The organism is Serratia marcescens, from assembly GCF_006715005.1.
In the GTDB taxonomy this organism is placed as follows: Bacteria; Pseudomonadota; Gammaproteobacteria; order Enterobacterales; family Enterobacteriaceae; genus Serratia; species Serratia montpellierensis.
Map to the genome: position 1 here is coordinate 235,347 of NZ_VFMJ01000001.1, position 16,032 is coordinate 251,378.

Consider the following 16,032-nt stretch of genomic DNA (forward strand, 5'->3'; position numbering starts at 1 on the left):
TGCTCAGGGATTAACTTATCATGTTGCATGATTGTGGTGTTCGGCGTGCCGCTTTGGACGTTACTAATACATTATTTGAATTAGGCGTTATAGACTCTAATAATGACAGTGTGGAAATGGAACAGGATATTCGTCAGGGGCTTGGTTTGGATAGCCAAGAGTTAATGACCCTGGTGGAGATTGTTTCTTCGTTAGGGCTTTCCGCGGCTCCGTTGGATGAGGATAATGTCACAACGCTTGCCGACTTGGTTAACTACCTTGCCGAACATCGGGATCGCTGGCTGCATACCGATGTTCCATTCGTATTGCAAGGCAGCACGATTATATCCCAGGATATAGAGACGGTTTTTTCTTATATTCGGGATTATCGGAAGTGGCCGGAGATGTTGGCGCACGTCACTAAAATTGAAGAAGATATGGATGATGGGCGGCTGCAAAGTTTCATTATGCATATTGAGGAGCTGGGCACTAAACAAGATTACTTTGTTAAGTCCTGGCGTTATGTCAATGACGAGCATCGAATCATCGATTTTTCCCAACCGTTGCCGCCCAAAGGATTCCGCAGCCACAAGGGCGGCTGGCGCTTCCAACCACTTGCCGATGGACGTACCCGTTTAATCAGTTATCACGGTTTCTCACTGCATGACGATATTCAGGCGGATGAAGCCATTATTTTGATTAGAAAGCACATTCATGCCGCGCTGAGCACGTGGGCGCGCCTTGGCAACGGTGAGTGCAATGTCTGAGCTTTGTCTCAATCTGCTGACCAAACAGCGGGTGCGGCACGGCGTTGAACCGCTGGCGCTCATCTGGTCGCTGGATCATTGGCTCGGCAGCCTGGAACGGGTTTGCGGCATTCAACGGATTGAAGAAAGCGCTGTCAGGCAGCGCTTTATCCTGCATTTCGATGCTGACAGACCTGAGGCGGACCGGGTCGAGGTGGAACGAACACGTACGGATTCTCGGATATCCGTGATTCACCTCATTCCACCACCGGGTATTCAGGCGCTGTCGGCCGATTGGTGGACGGAAGCGGAGCACCCGGGGATTTTGTTTGTCTGCCGGCGCATGCTGATAGATGAAGCGGCGTATACCCCCACGATGGCGCGCAAGATGTTTGGTTTGCTGCGGGAAAATGTCGGCAAATTGATGGAGCGCCCGTCATGCGACAGCGAATAGCAATTGTAGGCGGCGGGGTGACTGCCGGCATGGCCGCGCGCTTGCTCGCCCCTTTGGGCGAAACGACGTTGATTCAGCCGGGAACCCCTCACGCGAGCGGCATGCCTGAAATTGTGCCGCGTCGGCCATTTTTCAGCGCGCTGGGGGAACGCGGGGAAGATGAATGGGTTGCCGCAATGGCACCGTCTCTCACCGAGGTGAGTTGGCGTAAGGGAGCCCGCGTGCGCACAGTTCGGTTGGCCTCTACCGAGGATTTCTTGGTTTACGACAAAACGCGATTGGCGAGGTTACTGCTTGATGGCGCATCGGTGGCGCGCCGGATAACCGGAGAGGTCGGTGAGATCGCCGAATTGCAGGGGTTTGACCGGGTCTTCGATTGTCGCGGAGCCAGAGCGGTGAAAAACGATCCAGCTTATCAGCATCAGGTGGTTCATTCCGCGCGCACGGCTTGCCGTTATCTCGTCGTTTCTGTCTCACCTAAAGGTCATGACGGCGTCATGAGGTTTTGGGCGGAAACGGCGCCTGGTGGCAACAGGCGCACTTTCTTTCGGGTGCCGGTGGGTAGAGGGCGTGTATCGTTGGGGTGCTCTTGTTTCCCGGATGACTTGCTGTCCGATGACGAACTGCATGCGGCGTTAGAACAGCAAGAAGGCGCAAGGGTGTCACCTGAGGCCGTGCTGTTTAGCGGCGCTGCTGTTCCGCAACCACTCGCCATGCATTGCCGCATTCCGCATGTCACCCCGTTGGGCGACGCCGGCGCAACCCCGTGTCCGTTGACTGAATATGGCGTGTTGAAAGCGCTTTCGCAGATTATGGCTTTGGCCGGCGGCGAGTCGCTGCCGGAGGCTGCGCTGCGCCGTACCCCGAATGAAGAAGTCGATCCGCATTTACCGCAGGAGCTGTTTTCATGAAACCTTTCACCTGTATTTCCACGGCGCTCTATCCCGGTAACGGTGAACCTATCTCGATTCAGGTTGATACGTTGGATCACGTTGCCGGCGTAGCTCATCTGTGCCGTGGCTTCGACATCACACCGGAAGATTGGCCGGATGGCTACGGTATTTCTAATGAGATCGTCACGCTTTCGACCCATCAGGGCACGCATATTGATGCGCCACTGCATTACTCGCCAGATGGCTTCGACATCGCGGCGGCAGATATTGATAACTTTATGGGCCAGGCCGTTATTTTCACCGATCGCATCTCTTCGGGGCATGAAGTTGAGCTCGACTGGCGAGAGTATCTGGCGCGTCTCGACCGGTACGCAGGGCAGGCGCGTGCGGTCTTTTTCATTACCGGCGCTTACGAACGCTATGGCGAATCAAGTTATTTCACCGAGTTCAAAGGTGTGCCGGCCCCCTATGTCGAGGCGGCATTGGATCGGGGATACACCCTGATTGGCACCGATGCGTTCAGTCTCGATCCCCCTTTCGCGGTGATGTCGCGCGAATTTGTCGCGACTCGGGATCGTTCGGTCTTATGGCCTGCGCATGTGCTGGGCCGTCAACGTCCGTATTTCCAGATTGAGCGGCTGGCAAACCTCAAGGATTTTGAGGCGGCCCGGTTGGTCGAATTTATCGCATTACCCATCAAACTGCACTGCGGCGCCGCTTGGGCGCGCGCCGTTGCAAGGATCATAGAATGAGCAAGCTGTACATCACCAATGCGGCCGCGCTAAGCCCGCTCGGCGGCAGTTTAAATGAGATTTGGCGGCAGATCTTGCAAGGTACCGTCGCCTACGGCCATGCGCGCTTGCCCGGCCGGCGCGATTTTTTTGTCGCCGAAACGGTGCCAGGCAGTGGTTCTGACATCGTCGCCTACGCTTCGTTGTTTAAAGAGGCGATCCGCCGCCTCGTCGAGCAACTGGAAATTGAAGCGCCTGTTGATGCCATCTTCTTCGCCAGCGCAGTTGGCAATCTGGCTGAGGTGGAAAACGATATTTACGCCGACCGGCCGGTTTCTCTTGAGCAGTTGGATTTTTCCTCGATGGAGACGGTATTTGCGGAAACGGCAGCCTATGGTGCCGGGACAAAGTTCGTCTGCGTTCCTACCGGATGCTGCGCGGGATTGCAGGCGATCGGCTTGGCGAAAACCACCATGCCTCGTCTTGGTCTGAAGCGGGCCCTCATCATGTCACTGGATTTCGGCTTGACGCCACTGGCACTGGAGGCGTTCAACAAAATCAATGCGACGCGCACTTATGACTCCGCCATGTCGGGTAGCCCGTCACGCCCATTCTGCCATGACAGGGACGGTTTTTTATTTGCCGATGGCGGCGGCGCGATCTTGGTGACGACAGAGGAACCGACGCCGTCTGTACCGCATATTGCCGGCTATGGCTGCGTATCAAGCGCATACCATATGACCGATATTGCAACCGACGGCAGTTCCATTCGTCAGAGCATTGAACGGGCGATATGGGACGCCGACATCACGGGCGCGGCGCTCGACCATGTGAATCTGCACGCTTCAGGAACCCAGCAAAACGATCAGGCTGAATACCAAGCCCTTGTCGATGTCATTGGCCCAAATCTGCCGCCGATCACCGCTTTTAAAGGGAATCATGGCCATGCGTTAGGTGGCGCCAATATGATCGAGATCGCTTTGGCCTGGAAGATGATGACCACCGGCCTATTGCCTCCCACGGCGGAATCGCTGCCGGTTGATGCCTACGAAGCCGTTCCTCCGCGTGAGCAGGCGGTTTCCGCCCCGATGGCCTCGCTGCTGAAAACGGCCAGCGGCTTTTCGGGTATTCACGCCGCAATGATTATGGAGAACGGCAATGTCTGAGACTTTTAGCTGTGTGCTGCATCACGATGTTGTCGAACTGAGCGAGAGCGCCACTGGAACGGTAACGCATGTTGCGCGAAAGGATTTCGAGGCCCTGATCCCTCGACGGCAGCGGGGTAAGCTGCCCGCCGCGACGCGCATGGCCGGCGGGGTTTGGCAACACTATCGCCTTGACCAGCGTTTGGCTAGGTTGGATGCCGATCCGAAAGAGACGCCGCTGTTGATCCTCAACCGCTACGCCAATTGGGACTATGTGGCCGACATGATGTGCGACGACGTAGCCGTCACGCTGGAAAGCGTTAACAGCTATGTCGCCACCGCGTGGTTCCCCGCGAGCCTGCAGGGGTATCTGACGATAGAACATGGCAATCGCGCCGAAGCACTCACGTTGGCGACTAAAGACATCGATATGCAGGCCGCCGCGATTGATGGTCTGTTCCTGCGTGACTTGCAGAACAACAAGATCGGAGCGGTCGTGGTGGGGACTTTTGAAGCGATACCTGAAAAAGTCGGTCGTCATGACATTGTCCAGGGCAAACCGGCCGTTTTCGGCGCGTTCAGCATTTTCTCTTCCCAAGACAGTGAAACCGCGATTGTCGCGGCCTTAACCACTCATCAGGAGCTTTATCATCATGACAACCGCTAACGGCAACGCATTCATTTTCAACCACTCCGTCGAAATTCCCGTAACCGCAGCCCCCCATGTGTGGGCCGCCTGGAACGAATTGGCGAATTGGCACCGCTGGGATGCTTCATTGCGGGGGACTGATGCGGCGGAGAATGGCCTGGTTTTAGGAAAGCGCTTCGCGGTGCTACCGAACGGGGGCCCTGGCGCGATCGCGGTTAATGTGACCGCATTGGTTGAGGGTTCGCATTTCACTACGACGGCCAATAGCCCGATGGGATTGCTCTCTTTCGGCCATACGCTGACCCTGAGTGAGGATCGGCAAAGCGTTCAGTTGCTCCATTCAATCTGCGCTATTCCGGGGGAGAACGGGAGCGCATTGCCGCCACCCCTGTTGCAAAAATTGCGCGCCGATGTCATTGACAGCGTGCAGCGTCTCGCTGCTTTCGCCGTCCAGGAGGAGCCGCTGGCATGAAACATTGGATTGCCGTTATATCGCAGGCTCACGCTCGTATTGCCGCTGAGTCGGGATTTCTGCAAGTCTGCCATGGCAAGGCCGGGCCGCTGCGGAAAACCCGCTCCGGCGACGAGGTGTTTATTTATTGCCCCCGCAGCGAGATGGGGGGCGGGGATGTGTTGAAAACCGTCGAGTTTCACTGTGTTTTCCAAAACGACGACGTGTATCAGGTGGAACAGTTTCCCGGTTTCACCCCACACCGTAAAGACGTTGTTTTCAATAGACACTTTCAGCCAGTGGTGCTGAAAGAGGTCGCGGGACTGGAATTCACCGCAGATTCTCACTGGGGAATGTTGGCGCGTCGCGGATTTTTCGAGATCGGCCCTCATGATGCCGCCTTGCTGAGAAAGGCGATGCAGGGGGACAAATGACGGCTTCTTCATCCATCGTTGTGGTGTTCGATCAGCTCACTCGGGAGGATTTTTTTCGCCGTCTGGAGTGGCCGGCTTTAGTACGTGCTTGGTCAAAAACCATCGCCTGGCATCCCCTCTCCGCTCACAAAGTGCTGCTGGAGTTGGCCGGACTGGACGGCATTGATCGCCTGACCATTACCCGTCGGCGGCGTGGCGATCGCATTTTCATCGGTGCGCGCGACAGTAAAGGCGTGCTGCTGCAATCCGGCGTTTGGGAATATGAGCGCGAAAGCGGGTTGTGCGTGTGCTATCGCCGCGTTTATCGGCCTGAACTGGTCACGGTCTTGCGGGAGCGCCTGGCTGATTTTGTGTGTGCAACCTTTATGAAGTGAGAACGTCCGATGTCAAAAAACGCCATTTCAGCCGTGATGATGACGGTGCTTGCCGCCACGGCATTTTCTGCAGGCCTGTCCGAATTTATCGTCATTGGTCTGTTGGGACAAATGGCCGGTGAGCTGGATGCGCCACTGTCGCAGATGGGATTGCTGGTCACCGCCTATGCGGCAGGAATTGCGCTTGGCGCACCGTTGCTGACGCGAATGACGCTATCTTTACACGCGCGTTCTCTGGCCGTCGGCTTGATGTTGCTTTTTGCCGTCGTGAGCGCCGCTTCGGCGATGGCGTCCAGCCTGGCTTCTTTGTTGGCGTTACGTATTGTCGCCGGCGCGATACATGGGGTCTATTTCAGCATCGCCTCCGCCAGTTTATCGATGATCTTCGACGAGCGGCGTGCGCCGATAGCCATCGCCTTGATGTTTTCCGGTCTGACGCTGGCGATGGTGCTGGGCGTCCCCTTAGGGATGCTGGCGACGGCGGATTATGGTTGGCAGGCGCCGTTCCAGGCGATAGCGGTGGTGGCATGTGTAAGCGGCGGTTTGTTGCAGTTCGTTTTGCCGGAAAGTTTTGGGCCGGCGCTGCCGGTACCCCGAGGTAGCGCGCTGCTGCGAAGCACGCTGTTCAATCCGGCGTTAATCCGACCGTACTGTTTCACCGTATTGGCATTTGGCGGCGGTTTTGTCTTTTTCTCGTATGTCGAACCTTGGCTTGCTCATGTGGCCGCATTGGATGTCGGCTCGGTCGCGCTCGTTCTGGCGATGGTCGGAGGCGGCTCTTTAGTGGGCAACATCCTTGGGGGCATACTGCCGGGTAAGCTCGGTTTGCAAAGGGCGCTGATTATCGCCGTGTTGCTGCAGTGTGTCGGGTTGGCCGGGCTCTTTTGGAGCGCCGGCTCATTCAACCCCATCGTTTTCTTATTGCTCTGGAGTTTTGGCGCGTTCGCGACGGCACCAATGGTGCAGACCTGGGCGATTGTCGAGGCGGAGCAAGCCAATGCGCGTTTATCGGCTAGCTTTAATGTTTCGGCGTTTAATTTTGGGCTCGCTCTCAGTTCTTTTATCGCCACACGCCAGGTGGCGCTGAACGGCATGGCGTATCTACCGGTGACGGCTGCGCTGATGGTTGCATTGGCGCTGCCATTCTGTTTTCTCCGTACGCGCGGCGTGCCGGCGAAATGAGGCTTTTTTAACGTTTAACAGCAAGGAGTATGGATATGTTCACATGGACTTACAGCGAAAAAGTGGCAACCCAGGCAACGCCGGAGCAGATTTGGGCGATGTGGCAAGACGCCGCCTCTTGGCCCTGTTGGGACAGTGAGTTGGAGTGGGTGAGGTTGGAAGGAGAGTTCATTGTTGGCACCGTTGGCCGGATGAAACCCACCAGCGGCCCGGAGGTGAAATTCCTCCTCAGCGATATTGTGCCTCTGCGATCTTTCTCTGATGTGGCGCAGTTACCCCTGACGCGCCTGGCGTTCGATCATGAGTATATTTCCCCTCAGGGGAAGGACGAGACAGCGCAAATCTGCCACTCGGTGACCATGTCGGGCCTGTTGGCGCCCGTGTTTGGGCGTCTGATTGGCGGGAAGATAAAAACCCATTTGCGGCAGGCGATGCAGGAACTGAGTCAGCGGGCGTTAACCGAGGATAAGACATTGAGGTAAACTCTCCCTCTAATTTTAAGATTTAAAGGGAGATAAGACATGATGACCGAAGATGATGCAAGGCCGACATTCTCACACCGTTCGCCGATGGAAAGCCCTGGTTTCAGATTCTGGCAAACGTTCTTGCAGTGGCAAAGGCAGATTGATATTGCCCTGGCTCCCTATCATCTGACGCAGCAGAGCTTCAGCATTCTGGCGGTGATTGGCTGGTTGTCAAAGCAGAATTATCAGGCGACGCAGGATGGCACGGTCAGGCAAAAAATGATCGTTGAAAAATCCGGTGTGCAGAAGATGCAGATCTCTCTGTTATTACGCAAGTTGGAACAGGGGCAGCTGATCACGGTGCAGCCTTTTTTACTGGATCGGCGAGAGCGGTTGATAACCTTGACGCCGCACGGATTGCGAACGTTGAAAGAGGCTGTGCCGTTGGTGGAAAAGGAAGACAAGCGGTTTTTAGCCAAAGTTCATATTGAAGACTGACATAACCAGGTCAGCATGAAATCGTTCATCTGAGCATAGCTGAGTTCGAAACATTGGCCGCTGTCCAAACCGGGACCTAAATTTCGGGTCAGCTTGAGAGACAGAACGCCGTGCTGCGGTGGGGCCGGGGCTTCTGCGGCAGCATAGCCTGGGTTGACGTTCATTTTACTGCAAAGGGCTTTGAACAGCGTTTCCTTCGCGGAGAACAGCACGGTTGCGCCGAGCTGTTGCTGCGAAGCCGCCAGGTCATGCAGCCAGCGTTGCTCTGCCTGTGTCGCCACCCGGTTGATGACCGATTGCAGAGCGATCGGTGTTAACCGGCGTTCGATATCCACCCCCGTGTATGCCCCTTCCGGCCCCGCCAGCAGTAAAATATTGTCTGACGAATGCGAGAGTGAGCCGCTGACGCCGCTCGGCAAGTGCGGTGCGCCGGATGGCATTCGGCCTGGCGGTGTCTGTAGGCCGAATGCCAGCATCATCAGGTTTCGCCCAGCCCAATATTCTGCCTGGCGCTTGATCGGCCTCTTTTCTAATCCGGCGAGACGCAACGCCTCTTGCGTTTGAGCCGGGCGAAAGGAAAAGCGTCGCGGATCATACCGCGCATGCCACATGACGAGCTCAGGTGCCGGTTCGGCGTATCGAACCGTGCGGAGGATCGAACCGTCCTGAAGCGGTGTTTCGAACCAAAACAGCGTTTCTGCGGAGGAACGGCCGTCGGTTTCCATCACGTTTAATCGCCTGCTAGTCGTGCGCGTTGTTGAGGGTGGCGACCGAGTGGCGGCGCACCAGCGTCGGGCTGAACATGTTGGTGATTTCCGGCAGCGGTTGCCGGTTGGCCAGCGCCAGGGCCAGCTCTGCCGCTTGGGTGGCCATCGCTACGATAGGGTAGCGAATGGTGGTCAGGCGCGGCCGCAGGTAGCGTGAAATTAACACGTCGTCGAAACCGATCAGCGAAATTTCCCCCGGCACATCGACGCTGTTGTCGCTCAGCACCGACAGCGCGCCGGCGGCCATTGGGTCGTTGTAGCAGGTAATGGCGGAGAACGAACGGCCGCGGCCGAGCAATTCGGTCATCGCCTGTTCGCCGCCGATCTCGTCCGGTTCGCCGTAGGCGATCAGCTTTTCATCCACCGCAATGCCGTGCTCCTGCAGCGCGTCGAGATAGCCTTGCAGCCGGTCGGTGGCGTCGGAAATCTGGTGGGTGGAGCAGATGATGGCGATGCGCTGATGCCCTTGCTGGATCAGATGACGGGTCGCCAGCCAGGCGCCGTAGCGATCGTCGAGCGCCACGCAGCGCGTTTCAAAACCCGGCAGCGTGCGGTTGATCAGCACCATGCCCGGGATCTGTTGCATCCAGCCGCAAAGTTCCTGATCGCTCAGCCTTTTGGCGTGCACCACCAGCGCTTCGCAGCGATGCCGCACCAGCTGTTCAATCGCCTGGCGCTCTTTTTCCGCGTCGTGGTAACCGTTGCCAATCAGCAGAAAATTGTGGGTGGCGTAGGCTACCTGCTCGACCGCTTTGACCATCGCGCCGAAGAAGGGATCGGAAACGTCGGAGACGATCAGGCCCAGCGTCTCGGTGGATTGCTGCGCCAGCGCCCGAGCGTTGGCGTTAGGGTGATACTGCAGTTGTTCCATGGCGGCCAGCACCGCGGTGCGCGACCCTTCGCTGGCCTTGGGGGAATGGTTTATCACGCGGGATACCGTGGCCACGGAAACACCCGCCAGCCTGGCAACATCCTTTATCGTAGCCATATCAGTCAACACATCCTGGGTAATCGCTTACATCCCCCAGTTTTGCGGAAAACCACCGGGGCTGCAAGCGGTCTCGTGCGCAACTTGTGGTGGCCGTTGCAGAATCTCTTCGAGTCTGCGCGCATAACCACCGGCCGCCGAACGATAGCGCAATTTGTACGTTGGCACTGGCGACGGGCTGAGGTAACGTCTGTGCACTCCGATTTGCGCCGAGAATGCCATGTCCATTAAACGCTATCCGCAGCTCGCCCATTGGGGCGCTTATACCGCCGTGGTTGAAGACGGCCGGCTTATCCGTTGTGAACCCTTCGCCGACGATCCCGATCCTTCGCCGCTGCTCGATTCCATCGTCCCGATGGTTTACTCCGACAAACGCATCCGCAAGCCGGCGGTGCGCCGCTCGTGGCTGCAAAAGCGCGAGGGCAGCGACCGTACGCTGCGCGGCAGGGAAGATTTCGTCGAGGTGGACTGGGAGCTGGCGCTCGATTTGGTGGCGCAAGAGAATCGCCGGGTGCGCGATCGCTACGGTCCCTCCGGGCTGTTTACCGGCTCTTATGGCTGGTCGTCGGCCGGGCGTTTGCATCATGCGCGCTCGCTGGTGCGGCGGTTCTATTTCAGCGGCGGCGGCGGGGTCGACCAGCAGGGCAACTACAGCTGGGGCGCGGCGCAGTTTTTCCTGCCGTATGTGATCGGCACTTTCTCGCCGTTGACCGGGCGCGTCACCAGCTGGCCGAGCGTGGTGGAGCATTGCGAGCTGTTTGTGGCGTTTGGCGGGCTGGCGCTGAAAAACGCCCAGGTCTCTTCCGGCGGCGCGGCGGAACATGCGCTCAAGCCCTGGCTGCAAAAGTTGGCGCGCAAGGGCACGCCGGTTGTCAACATCAGCCCGATGCGCGACGACTGCCCCGAGTTCGTCAACGCGGAATGGATCCCGATCCGGCCGAATACCGACGTGGCGCTGATGCTGGCGTTGGCTTACGAAATCCAGCGGCTTGGCGCGCAGGATGAAGCTTTCCTGCACAACCACTGCGTGGGCTATCAACCGCTGGCGGATTACCTGAACGGCGTGAGCGACGGCGTGGCGAAAACCCCCGGCTGGGCCAGCGCCATTACCGGTATTCCAGCGGCGCGCATTGCGCTGCTGGCGCGGCAACTGATCGGCGTGCGCAGTTTCATCACCTGTTCTTACTCCGTGCAACGCGCACATCGGGGGGAACAACCGTATTGGATGATGATCGCGCTGTCGGCGATGCTGGGCCAGGTGGGGCTGCCGGGCGGCGGCTTCTCGTTCGGCCACGGCTCGATGAACGGCGTCGGCAACCCGCGCGTGGACACCCCCGCGCCGACCATGCCGGTAGGGGAAAACCCGGCCGGGCTGGCTATTCCGGTGGCGCGCATCTGCGACATGCTGCTGCACCCCGGCGAAGCCTATCAGTTTTGCGGCGAGACGCGGCAATACCCGGATATCCATCTGGTGCACTGGGCCGGCGGCAACCCATTCCATCACCATCAGCAGCTGAACCGGCTGGTAGAAGGCTGGCAGAAGCCGGATACGGTGATCGTCCAAGATATCTGGTGGACGGCGGCGGCCAAAATGGCGGATATCGTGTTGCCGGTCACCAGTTCGCTGGAGCGCAACGACATCGGCGGCTCCTCGCGCGATCGCTATGTGCTGGCGATGCATCAGGCGATTGCGCCGCAGCATCAGGCGCGCAACGATTTCGATATCTTCGCCGATCTGGCGGAACGCCTGGGCTATCGCGAACGCTTTACCGAAAACCGCGACGAGCGAGCCTGGATCGAAGAGATCTATCGGCAATGCGGCGCAGCGCAGCAGCGCGCCGGCGTCGCCTGGCCCGAGTTTGAGGATTTTTGGCGCCGGGGCTATGTCGAGCTGCCCGCGCCGGCCAAGGCGTTCGTCTTTTTTGACGCGTTCCGCGCCGATCCGCAGGCTAATCCGCTGCAGACGCCCAGCGGCAAGATCGAGCTGTTCAGCGAGCGGATCGCCGGTTATCGCTACGAGGATTTCGCGCCGCATCCGCAGTGGCGGCCGCCGGTGGAGTGGCTGGGCGCGCCGCAGGCCAAAACCTGGCCGCTGCATCTGATCTCCATCCAACCGAGCGATCGCCTGCACAGCCAGATGGATCCGGCGCCGCTGGCGCAGGGCAATAAGACTGCCGGCCGCGAAACCCTGTATATGCATCCGGAAGACGCGGCGCAGCGCGGCGTGGCGGACGGCGCCGAAGTGCTGGTCAGCAATGCGCGCGGCAGCTGCCTGGCGGGGGCGTCCCTCACCGACGGCGTGACGCGCGGCGTGGTGCTGATGGCGACCGGCGCCTGGTTCGAGCCGGGTTACGACGCGCAGCGCCGGCCGGTCGAGCAGGCGGGCAACCCGAATGTGCTGACGTTGGATATCGGCACCTCGCCGCTGACGCAGGGGCCGAACGCCATGAGCTGTCTGGTCGAGGTCAGCGCATTCACCGAACGTCGGGATCAAGATAGTTAGCGCTGACCAGCAATTGGGTCGACAGCGGGATGTTATCGCGTTGCTGTTGACGCAGTTGTGTCGCGGACGCGGCGAAACTGGAGACTGTTAATGACAGTGTGAAGTGTTGCCCAACCTCGTTATCCGGTACAAGGATGTGTAATGCTTCCCGATCGACGGATAGACGATAGTTGGGCAGATGTCTTTGGCGTGGTTGCCCGGGGGCAAGTGAAAAGGAAAGGGGCTCACCATCACCGTTGCGTAATTCATCAACCGTGAGGCTGAGATAGCTAGAAGCATCGGTTGCGCCGCTTCCTTCTGCCAGGTTTCTATTCTCCCGCAGAGTGAATCCCTGCAACTGCACTGGCTCATCGCAAGTCAACCGATACTGCAATGGGGCGCTGTGCAGCAGAGTGGATTGCTGAGACAGCGTCCCAATATTGTGCTCCCCCAGATAAATGCTGTTTTGTGTGGTCGTTAGCGTGCAGTTAGCGTTAGCCCCAAAACTGATGGCTATGGCTGCCAACCCATAATAAATCACTTTCATGTGTTCTCCTGATATCGATGAACGTTTAGCGACACACGGCTTCGGAGTGGCTGATGCCGGCACGATTGCGGGAAGAGGTGTCTGCAGCAATTGCGAAATAACATGCCTGTCCCGACGAGTTTTTCATGCTGAAGCGTTGTGAAGACGCATCGTTCTTCGCGCGGTGCGCTTTCTGATGTTCAATGAAGGCTGCGCCCTGATCATTGGTAAAAGCGACCACTCGTTGTTGTTCATCCAAAATCATGCTGCCGATAGCGGGTTTTGTGCCGTCTGCATAGCTAATTTGGACAATGGCCCGCAATGTATTAATGGCACCGATATTGATACGTTTAACGCTGCCACGTGCCAGATTGATCTTGCGCACGCCGTTATCGATATCGGCGTCGGGGGGCAAGGTGCTTGTGTCTACGTTAATCAGACTTGGTTGATACTCACGCAGCCTTGGGATGACCGCCTTACCTTGCTTGCCATAGGTTTTCACCTTTCCGCCTGGCGTAGACACGCTGATTCCGGCGAGGCCCGGTATCGTCAAGACGCCGAAGGTATCGCCGATTTTCTGTGGTGAGAGCGTTAGCCCGCTGCTGTCTGCCACCAGGGAGCCAGAGGCACTGTAGTAAAATGCCTGCTGATTTTCTGACAGATGGCTATAGCTGCCGGAAAGCGTTGTGAACGGACTCAAATAGTTCACATTGCCTGAATAGGTGCCGTTGTTGGATTGGGTGCCCTGTGTTGCATTGAGTCCATAAGCCAGATCGCCATTCAACGCTTGGCCGGAAAGCGAATTGCTGATGCTACGATGTCTTCCGTTGCTTATCATATTGGCGCTATAACGTCGGTTTTTTCCCAGAGGCAATGAAAGGGTGGCGAACACCCTGGTATCGTTATCGCGAACCTCGCGGCTGCGCTCTTTTTCCAGGCTAACGCCAACGGTGGCTGCGCCAAATTGACGGTTCCAGAAGGCGTAGACTCGTTGATTTTGTTGCTTATCTCCCCCTTCAGCGCGTGTAACGCCTAAAGATAGATTTCCAAGGTATTTATGGTGCCAGCCTAGACCCAGGCTGTAGCTTTGACGTTGGTGTGAAGATGATGCACCGTGCGATACAGGCCAATAAGTTCCTTCGCCGCCATCTTTACGTGGAGAACGAAGCTGTGTGGGCGAACGGTATCGCTCTGACTGGATGCTGTAACCGGCGTTCAGCTTAAGGTTTTTTATCAGGGGCAATGCGCTATTCAGCTGCAGCTTGGTGCCTTTTCCACTTGGCGACTGCGCCACGTGGCTCAAGGCTGTAAAACGATAATCGCTATTGGCAACGCTATAACCGGCGGCGATGCCGCGATAATCGCGGCTGAGGAAACTTCCCCCTCTCACCTGGTGGTGGTTGAGCCATGGCAAAGAGAATGAGCCAGTGATGAAAGGCATTTCTGTGCTTTTTTCCAGGCTGTGAGTGCGCCCGAGAGCAAGGGAGTAACTGCCCTGGCGGGGAGTAGAGCGTCCTGAGGTCGTCAGATAAGGGACGATGAATTGTTTGCGGCTACCGTTGCTTTCCGTGACGGTGACGGACAAATCGACTGCGTCGAACTGCGCAGGGATATCGGTCAGGCGGAAAGTGCCCGGTTGCACCTGCGTGGCGTAAACTAATCTGCCATTCTGAAAAATCTCAACCTTGGCTTGGCTCTCGGCGATACCTTCGACTACCGGCACATCACTGCGTTGACTCAATGACAACGACGAGTCAGGCAACCATTGCAGGCCGTCCAAGGTAATGCCGTTGTAAAGCGAATCTGATAACGTCGCTCGCCCCAAACGCATCATGGCGTCATGATGCGTCAATGTCCGCTGCAGATAACTATTATAAGGCGTGTATCCCTGATGTCGTTCGGACTTGTTATAGGTGCCATTATGGCGAAAAAGCCAATTATTGCTGTTAAAGCCGGTTTCCAGCGCCGCGTAATCACTGCTGTGGTTTTGGCTGTCGAATCGGCTCGCGGTATAATTCAGCATCAGGGCATGGCCGCCAAATTCATAGTCCGCCGGCTGTCGACGGATATAGCGCTCTGGCAACAGCAAAATCAATTGATTATTACCGGTTTCATTGTCGATGCGGCTGCCTTGATAACATTGGCTCATCAGCATATCTGCCTGAGTGTTGAGCTTGCAGGGGTGTAATCCCAGGCTTTCTACGAGTTCAGCGTCGTATTGCCATTCGCCTTGTTTGTCTATGTTGACTTCATGCCGTCCATGATTTTGTCCGTTGACGTTGATGAATAGCGATTGTTTTCCTGCGGGGAATTTCGCTCCAGAGGAAAAGTAATCAGCAATCTCACTGGGTAATCCAAGTGCACGCATCATTTCAATATCGTAGTCGGCCAGGCTGGTCGAGGCATAGCCAATAGGTAGACAAAACGCCAGCAGACGTAGCGGTATATGCAATTTCAAAGGCTGCCTCACTGGATTGGGGCAAGGTTGACCGTGATATCGGGTATGGCGCGCCCCGTGTTACTGATTGGCGTGAAGTGCAAACGGGAGGGGGGGCTGGTAAGCCTATCGCTCTTACGCGTACCGATCGTTTGCCCAGGCAGCAAATAAGGTTGTTCTAAAACAAACTGCTGGTTGCTGGGTTGTACGGTGATAGTCGGGGCTAACCTGACAACGTAAGGGCTGAGATTTTTGACTTGTATAGAATGCCCATTTTGTTGCCAATGCAAGGTTTGCCAGGGAGATTTGTTTTCCACCAGTGCGGAGGGTGTGGCGATAGCGACGACCCGATGCCGAGTATTTACCTTAAGCTGGTTGCTTTTTTCTCCCATATCGGGAATTTCCTGGAAATAGATATGACGCATTTGCTGACGGGTTTTATCAAGTCCCGAGGGATCGGCAAGCATGACGCGTACCAGCTGAGATTTACCCGGATCAATACGCGCGGCTGGCGGAGAAAGAACGAATAAGGGATCTTCTCCTTGCTTGCTTAATGCATTTTTAACAACGGATGAGAATAGCAATACAGGATAATTACCGATATTATCGACTCTTACCGTTGTCTCTCCTTTCTCTTGATTGACCAAAAGGCTTATTTTTTCCAGTTTAATGGTTGCTTGGCCATAAAATGGAGCAAGCAATATAAATATTGCGGTGAGATAATGGATGAGACCTTTCATTTTATTTCCTGAATAGCGGAGAATAACGAACTCTAGTCAAAGGACGTTAAGATATTTTGCCAAACAAACAGGCTGAAATAAGTGGGAACAGC

General features: G+C 56.7%; 18 protein-coding genes. 13 read left to right on the forward strand and 5 right to left on the reverse strand.

What is annotated here, in order from left to right:
* The first annotated feature begins 20 nt into the window (after window positions 1-20).
* The 12 genes from FHU12_RS01120 to FHU12_RS01175 are packed head-to-tail and all read left to right on the forward strand — an operon-like array spanning window position 21 to window position 8,000.
* Window positions 21-746, forward strand: coding sequence for an SRPBCC family protein (locus FHU12_RS01120; protein ID WP_141966893.1), 726 nt, complete (start codon window positions 21-23; stop codon window positions 744-746).
* A complete protein-coding gene (locus FHU12_RS01125) occupies window positions 739-1,179 on the forward strand; it encodes a hypothetical protein (protein ID WP_141966895.1) in 441 nt (146 codons plus the stop codon). Before FHU12_RS01120 ends, FHU12_RS01125 begins: the two co-directional genes overlap by 8 nt.
* Window positions 1,164-2,090, forward strand: a complete 927-nt coding sequence (locus FHU12_RS01130) for a hypothetical protein (RefSeq protein WP_141966897.1) — start codon at window positions 1,164-1,166, stop codon at window positions 2,088-2,090. The genes FHU12_RS01125 and FHU12_RS01130 overlap by 16 nt, the downstream gene beginning before the upstream one ends.
* Window positions 2,087-2,824, forward strand: coding sequence for a cyclase family protein (locus tag FHU12_RS01135; protein WP_141960090.1), 738 nt, complete (start codon window positions 2,087-2,089; stop codon window positions 2,822-2,824). The genes FHU12_RS01130 and FHU12_RS01135 overlap by 4 nt, the downstream gene beginning before the upstream one ends.
* On the forward strand, window positions 2,821-3,969 hold the full coding sequence (locus FHU12_RS01140) for a beta-ketoacyl-[acyl-carrier-protein] synthase family protein (protein ID WP_141966899.1): 1,149 nt from the start codon (window positions 2,821-2,823) through the stop codon (window positions 3,967-3,969). Before FHU12_RS01135 ends, FHU12_RS01140 begins: the two co-directional genes overlap by 4 nt.
* Window positions 3,962-4,615, forward strand: coding sequence for a hypothetical protein (locus tag FHU12_RS01145; RefSeq protein WP_141966901.1), 654 nt, complete (start codon window positions 3,962-3,964; stop codon window positions 4,613-4,615). The genes FHU12_RS01140 and FHU12_RS01145 overlap by 8 nt, the downstream gene beginning before the upstream one ends.
* A complete protein-coding gene (locus FHU12_RS01150) occupies window positions 4,602-5,069 on the forward strand; it encodes an SRPBCC family protein (RefSeq protein WP_141960084.1) in 468 nt (155 codons plus the stop codon). Before FHU12_RS01145 ends, FHU12_RS01150 begins: the two co-directional genes overlap by 14 nt.
* Entirely contained in the window at window positions 5,066-5,482 is a 417-nt protein-coding gene (locus FHU12_RS01155; RefSeq protein ID WP_141960082.1) for an EVE domain-containing protein, read from the forward strand. Before FHU12_RS01150 ends, FHU12_RS01155 begins: the two co-directional genes overlap by 4 nt.
* On the forward strand, window positions 5,479-5,856 hold the full coding sequence (locus tag FHU12_RS27070) for a hypothetical protein (protein ID WP_185742263.1): 378 nt from the start codon (window positions 5,479-5,481) through the stop codon (window positions 5,854-5,856). Before FHU12_RS01155 ends, FHU12_RS27070 begins: the two co-directional genes overlap by 4 nt.
* Before the next feature lie 9 nt (window positions 5,857-5,865).
* Entirely contained in the window at window positions 5,866-7,038 is a 1,173-nt protein-coding gene (locus FHU12_RS01165; RefSeq protein ID WP_141966903.1) for an MFS transporter, read from the forward strand.
* 35 nt (window positions 7,039-7,073) lie between these two features.
* On the forward strand, window positions 7,074-7,520 hold the full coding sequence (locus FHU12_RS01170; RefSeq protein ID WP_141966905.1) for an SRPBCC family protein: 447 nt from the start codon (window positions 7,074-7,076) through the stop codon (window positions 7,518-7,520).
* A gap of 39 nt (window positions 7,521-7,559) precedes the next feature.
* Window positions 7,560-8,000 (forward strand): MarR family winged helix-turn-helix transcriptional regulator, encoded by a 441-nt coding sequence (locus FHU12_RS01175; protein WP_141960075.1) that lies wholly within the window; start codon window positions 7,560-7,562, stop codon window positions 7,998-8,000.
* Here FHU12_RS01175 and FHU12_RS01180 read toward each other — a convergent pair.
* Window positions 7,985-8,725, reverse strand: a complete 741-nt coding sequence (locus tag FHU12_RS01180; protein ID WP_230491021.1) for a 4'-phosphopantetheinyl transferase family protein — start codon at window positions 8,723-8,725, stop codon at window positions 7,985-7,987. The two genes, FHU12_RS01175 and FHU12_RS01180, sit on opposite strands and share 16 nt — an antisense overlap.
* A 16-nt stretch (window positions 8,726-8,741) precedes the next feature.
* Window positions 8,742-9,755 carry an HTH-type transcriptional regulator GalR gene (galR, locus tag FHU12_RS01185; RefSeq protein ID WP_141966907.1) on the reverse strand — a complete coding sequence of 338 codons (1,014 nt, stop codon included), beginning with the start codon at window positions 9,753-9,755 and terminating at the stop codon, window positions 8,742-8,744.
* Window positions 9,756-9,975: 220 nt separating this feature from the next.
* On the opposite strand from galR, the gene FHU12_RS01190 reads away from it, so the two are divergent.
* Complete coding sequence (locus FHU12_RS01190; RefSeq protein WP_141966909.1) at window positions 9,976-12,258, forward strand: molybdopterin guanine dinucleotide-containing S/N-oxide reductase; 2,283 nt, start codon at window positions 9,976-9,978, stop codon at window positions 12,256-12,258.
* Here the strand turns inward: FHU12_RS01190 and FHU12_RS01195 are convergent.
* Genes FHU12_RS01195 through FHU12_RS01205 form a run of 3 tightly spaced genes read right to left on the reverse strand, consistent with a single transcriptional unit; the run spans window position 12,230 to window position 15,940 of the window.
* Window positions 12,230-12,784: a hypothetical protein gene (locus tag FHU12_RS01195; RefSeq protein ID WP_046687732.1), complete on the reverse strand. Its 555-nt coding sequence runs from the start codon at window positions 12,782-12,784 to the stop codon at window positions 12,230-12,232. The genes FHU12_RS01190 and FHU12_RS01195 overlap by 29 nt on opposite strands.
* A gap of 25 nt (window positions 12,785-12,809) precedes the next feature.
* Complete coding sequence (locus FHU12_RS01200) at window positions 12,810-15,221, reverse strand: fimbria/pilus outer membrane usher protein (RefSeq protein WP_141966911.1); 2,412 nt, start codon at window positions 15,219-15,221, stop codon at window positions 12,810-12,812.
* Window positions 15,222-15,229: 8 nt separating this feature from the next.
* Window positions 15,230-15,940 carry a fimbria/pilus periplasmic chaperone gene (locus tag FHU12_RS01205; RefSeq protein WP_141966913.1) on the reverse strand — a complete coding sequence of 237 codons (711 nt, stop codon included), beginning with the start codon at window positions 15,938-15,940 and terminating at the stop codon, window positions 15,230-15,232.
* Window positions 15,941-16,032 lie beyond the last annotated feature (92 nt).

Coding starts and splice junctions, on each gene's coding strand:
- FHU12_RS01120 (WP_141966893.1), top strand. CDS start 21: ATGTTGCATGATTGTGGTGTTCGGCGTGCCGCTTTGGACGTTACTAAT.
- FHU12_RS01125 (WP_141966895.1), top strand. CDS start 739: ATGTCTGAGCTTTGTCTCAATCTGCTGACCAAACAGCGGGTGCGGCAC.
- FHU12_RS01130 (WP_141966897.1), top strand. CDS start 1,164: ATGCGACAGCGAATAGCAATTGTAGGCGGCGGGGTGACTGCCGGCATG.
- FHU12_RS01135 (WP_141960090.1), top strand. CDS start 2,087: ATGAAACCTTTCACCTGTATTTCCACGGCGCTCTATCCCGGTAACGGT.
- FHU12_RS01140 (WP_141966899.1), top strand. CDS start 2,821: ATGAGCAAGCTGTACATCACCAATGCGGCCGCGCTAAGCCCGCTCGGC.
- FHU12_RS01145 (WP_141966901.1), top strand. CDS start 3,962: ATGTCTGAGACTTTTAGCTGTGTGCTGCATCACGATGTTGTCGAACTG.
- FHU12_RS01150 (WP_141960084.1), top strand. CDS start 4,602: ATGACAACCGCTAACGGCAACGCATTCATTTTCAACCACTCCGTCGAA.
- FHU12_RS01155 (WP_141960082.1), top strand. CDS start 5,066: ATGAAACATTGGATTGCCGTTATATCGCAGGCTCACGCTCGTATTGCC.
- FHU12_RS27070 (WP_185742263.1), top strand. CDS start 5,479: ATGACGGCTTCTTCATCCATCGTTGTGGTGTTCGATCAGCTCACTCGG.
- FHU12_RS01165 (WP_141966903.1), top strand. CDS start 5,866: ATGTCAAAAAACGCCATTTCAGCCGTGATGATGACGGTGCTTGCCGCC.
- FHU12_RS01170 (WP_141966905.1), top strand. CDS start 7,074: ATGTTCACATGGACTTACAGCGAAAAAGTGGCAACCCAGGCAACGCCG.
- FHU12_RS01175 (WP_141960075.1), top strand. CDS start 7,560: ATGATGACCGAAGATGATGCAAGGCCGACATTCTCACACCGTTCGCCG.
- FHU12_RS01180 (WP_230491021.1), bottom strand. CDS start 8,725: ATGGAAACCGACGGCCGTTCCTCCGCAGAAACGCTGTTTTGGTTCGAA.
- galR (WP_141966907.1), bottom strand. CDS start 9,755: ATGGCTACGATAAAGGATGTTGCCAGGCTGGCGGGTGTTTCCGTGGCC.
- FHU12_RS01190 (WP_141966909.1), top strand. CDS start 9,976: ATGTCCATTAAACGCTATCCGCAGCTCGCCCATTGGGGCGCTTATACC.
- FHU12_RS01195 (WP_046687732.1), bottom strand. CDS start 12,784: ATGAAAGTGATTTATTATGGGTTGGCAGCCATAGCCATCAGTTTTGGG.
- FHU12_RS01205 (WP_141966913.1), bottom strand. CDS start 15,940: ATGAAAGGTCTCATCCATTATCTCACCGCAATATTTATATTGCTTGCT.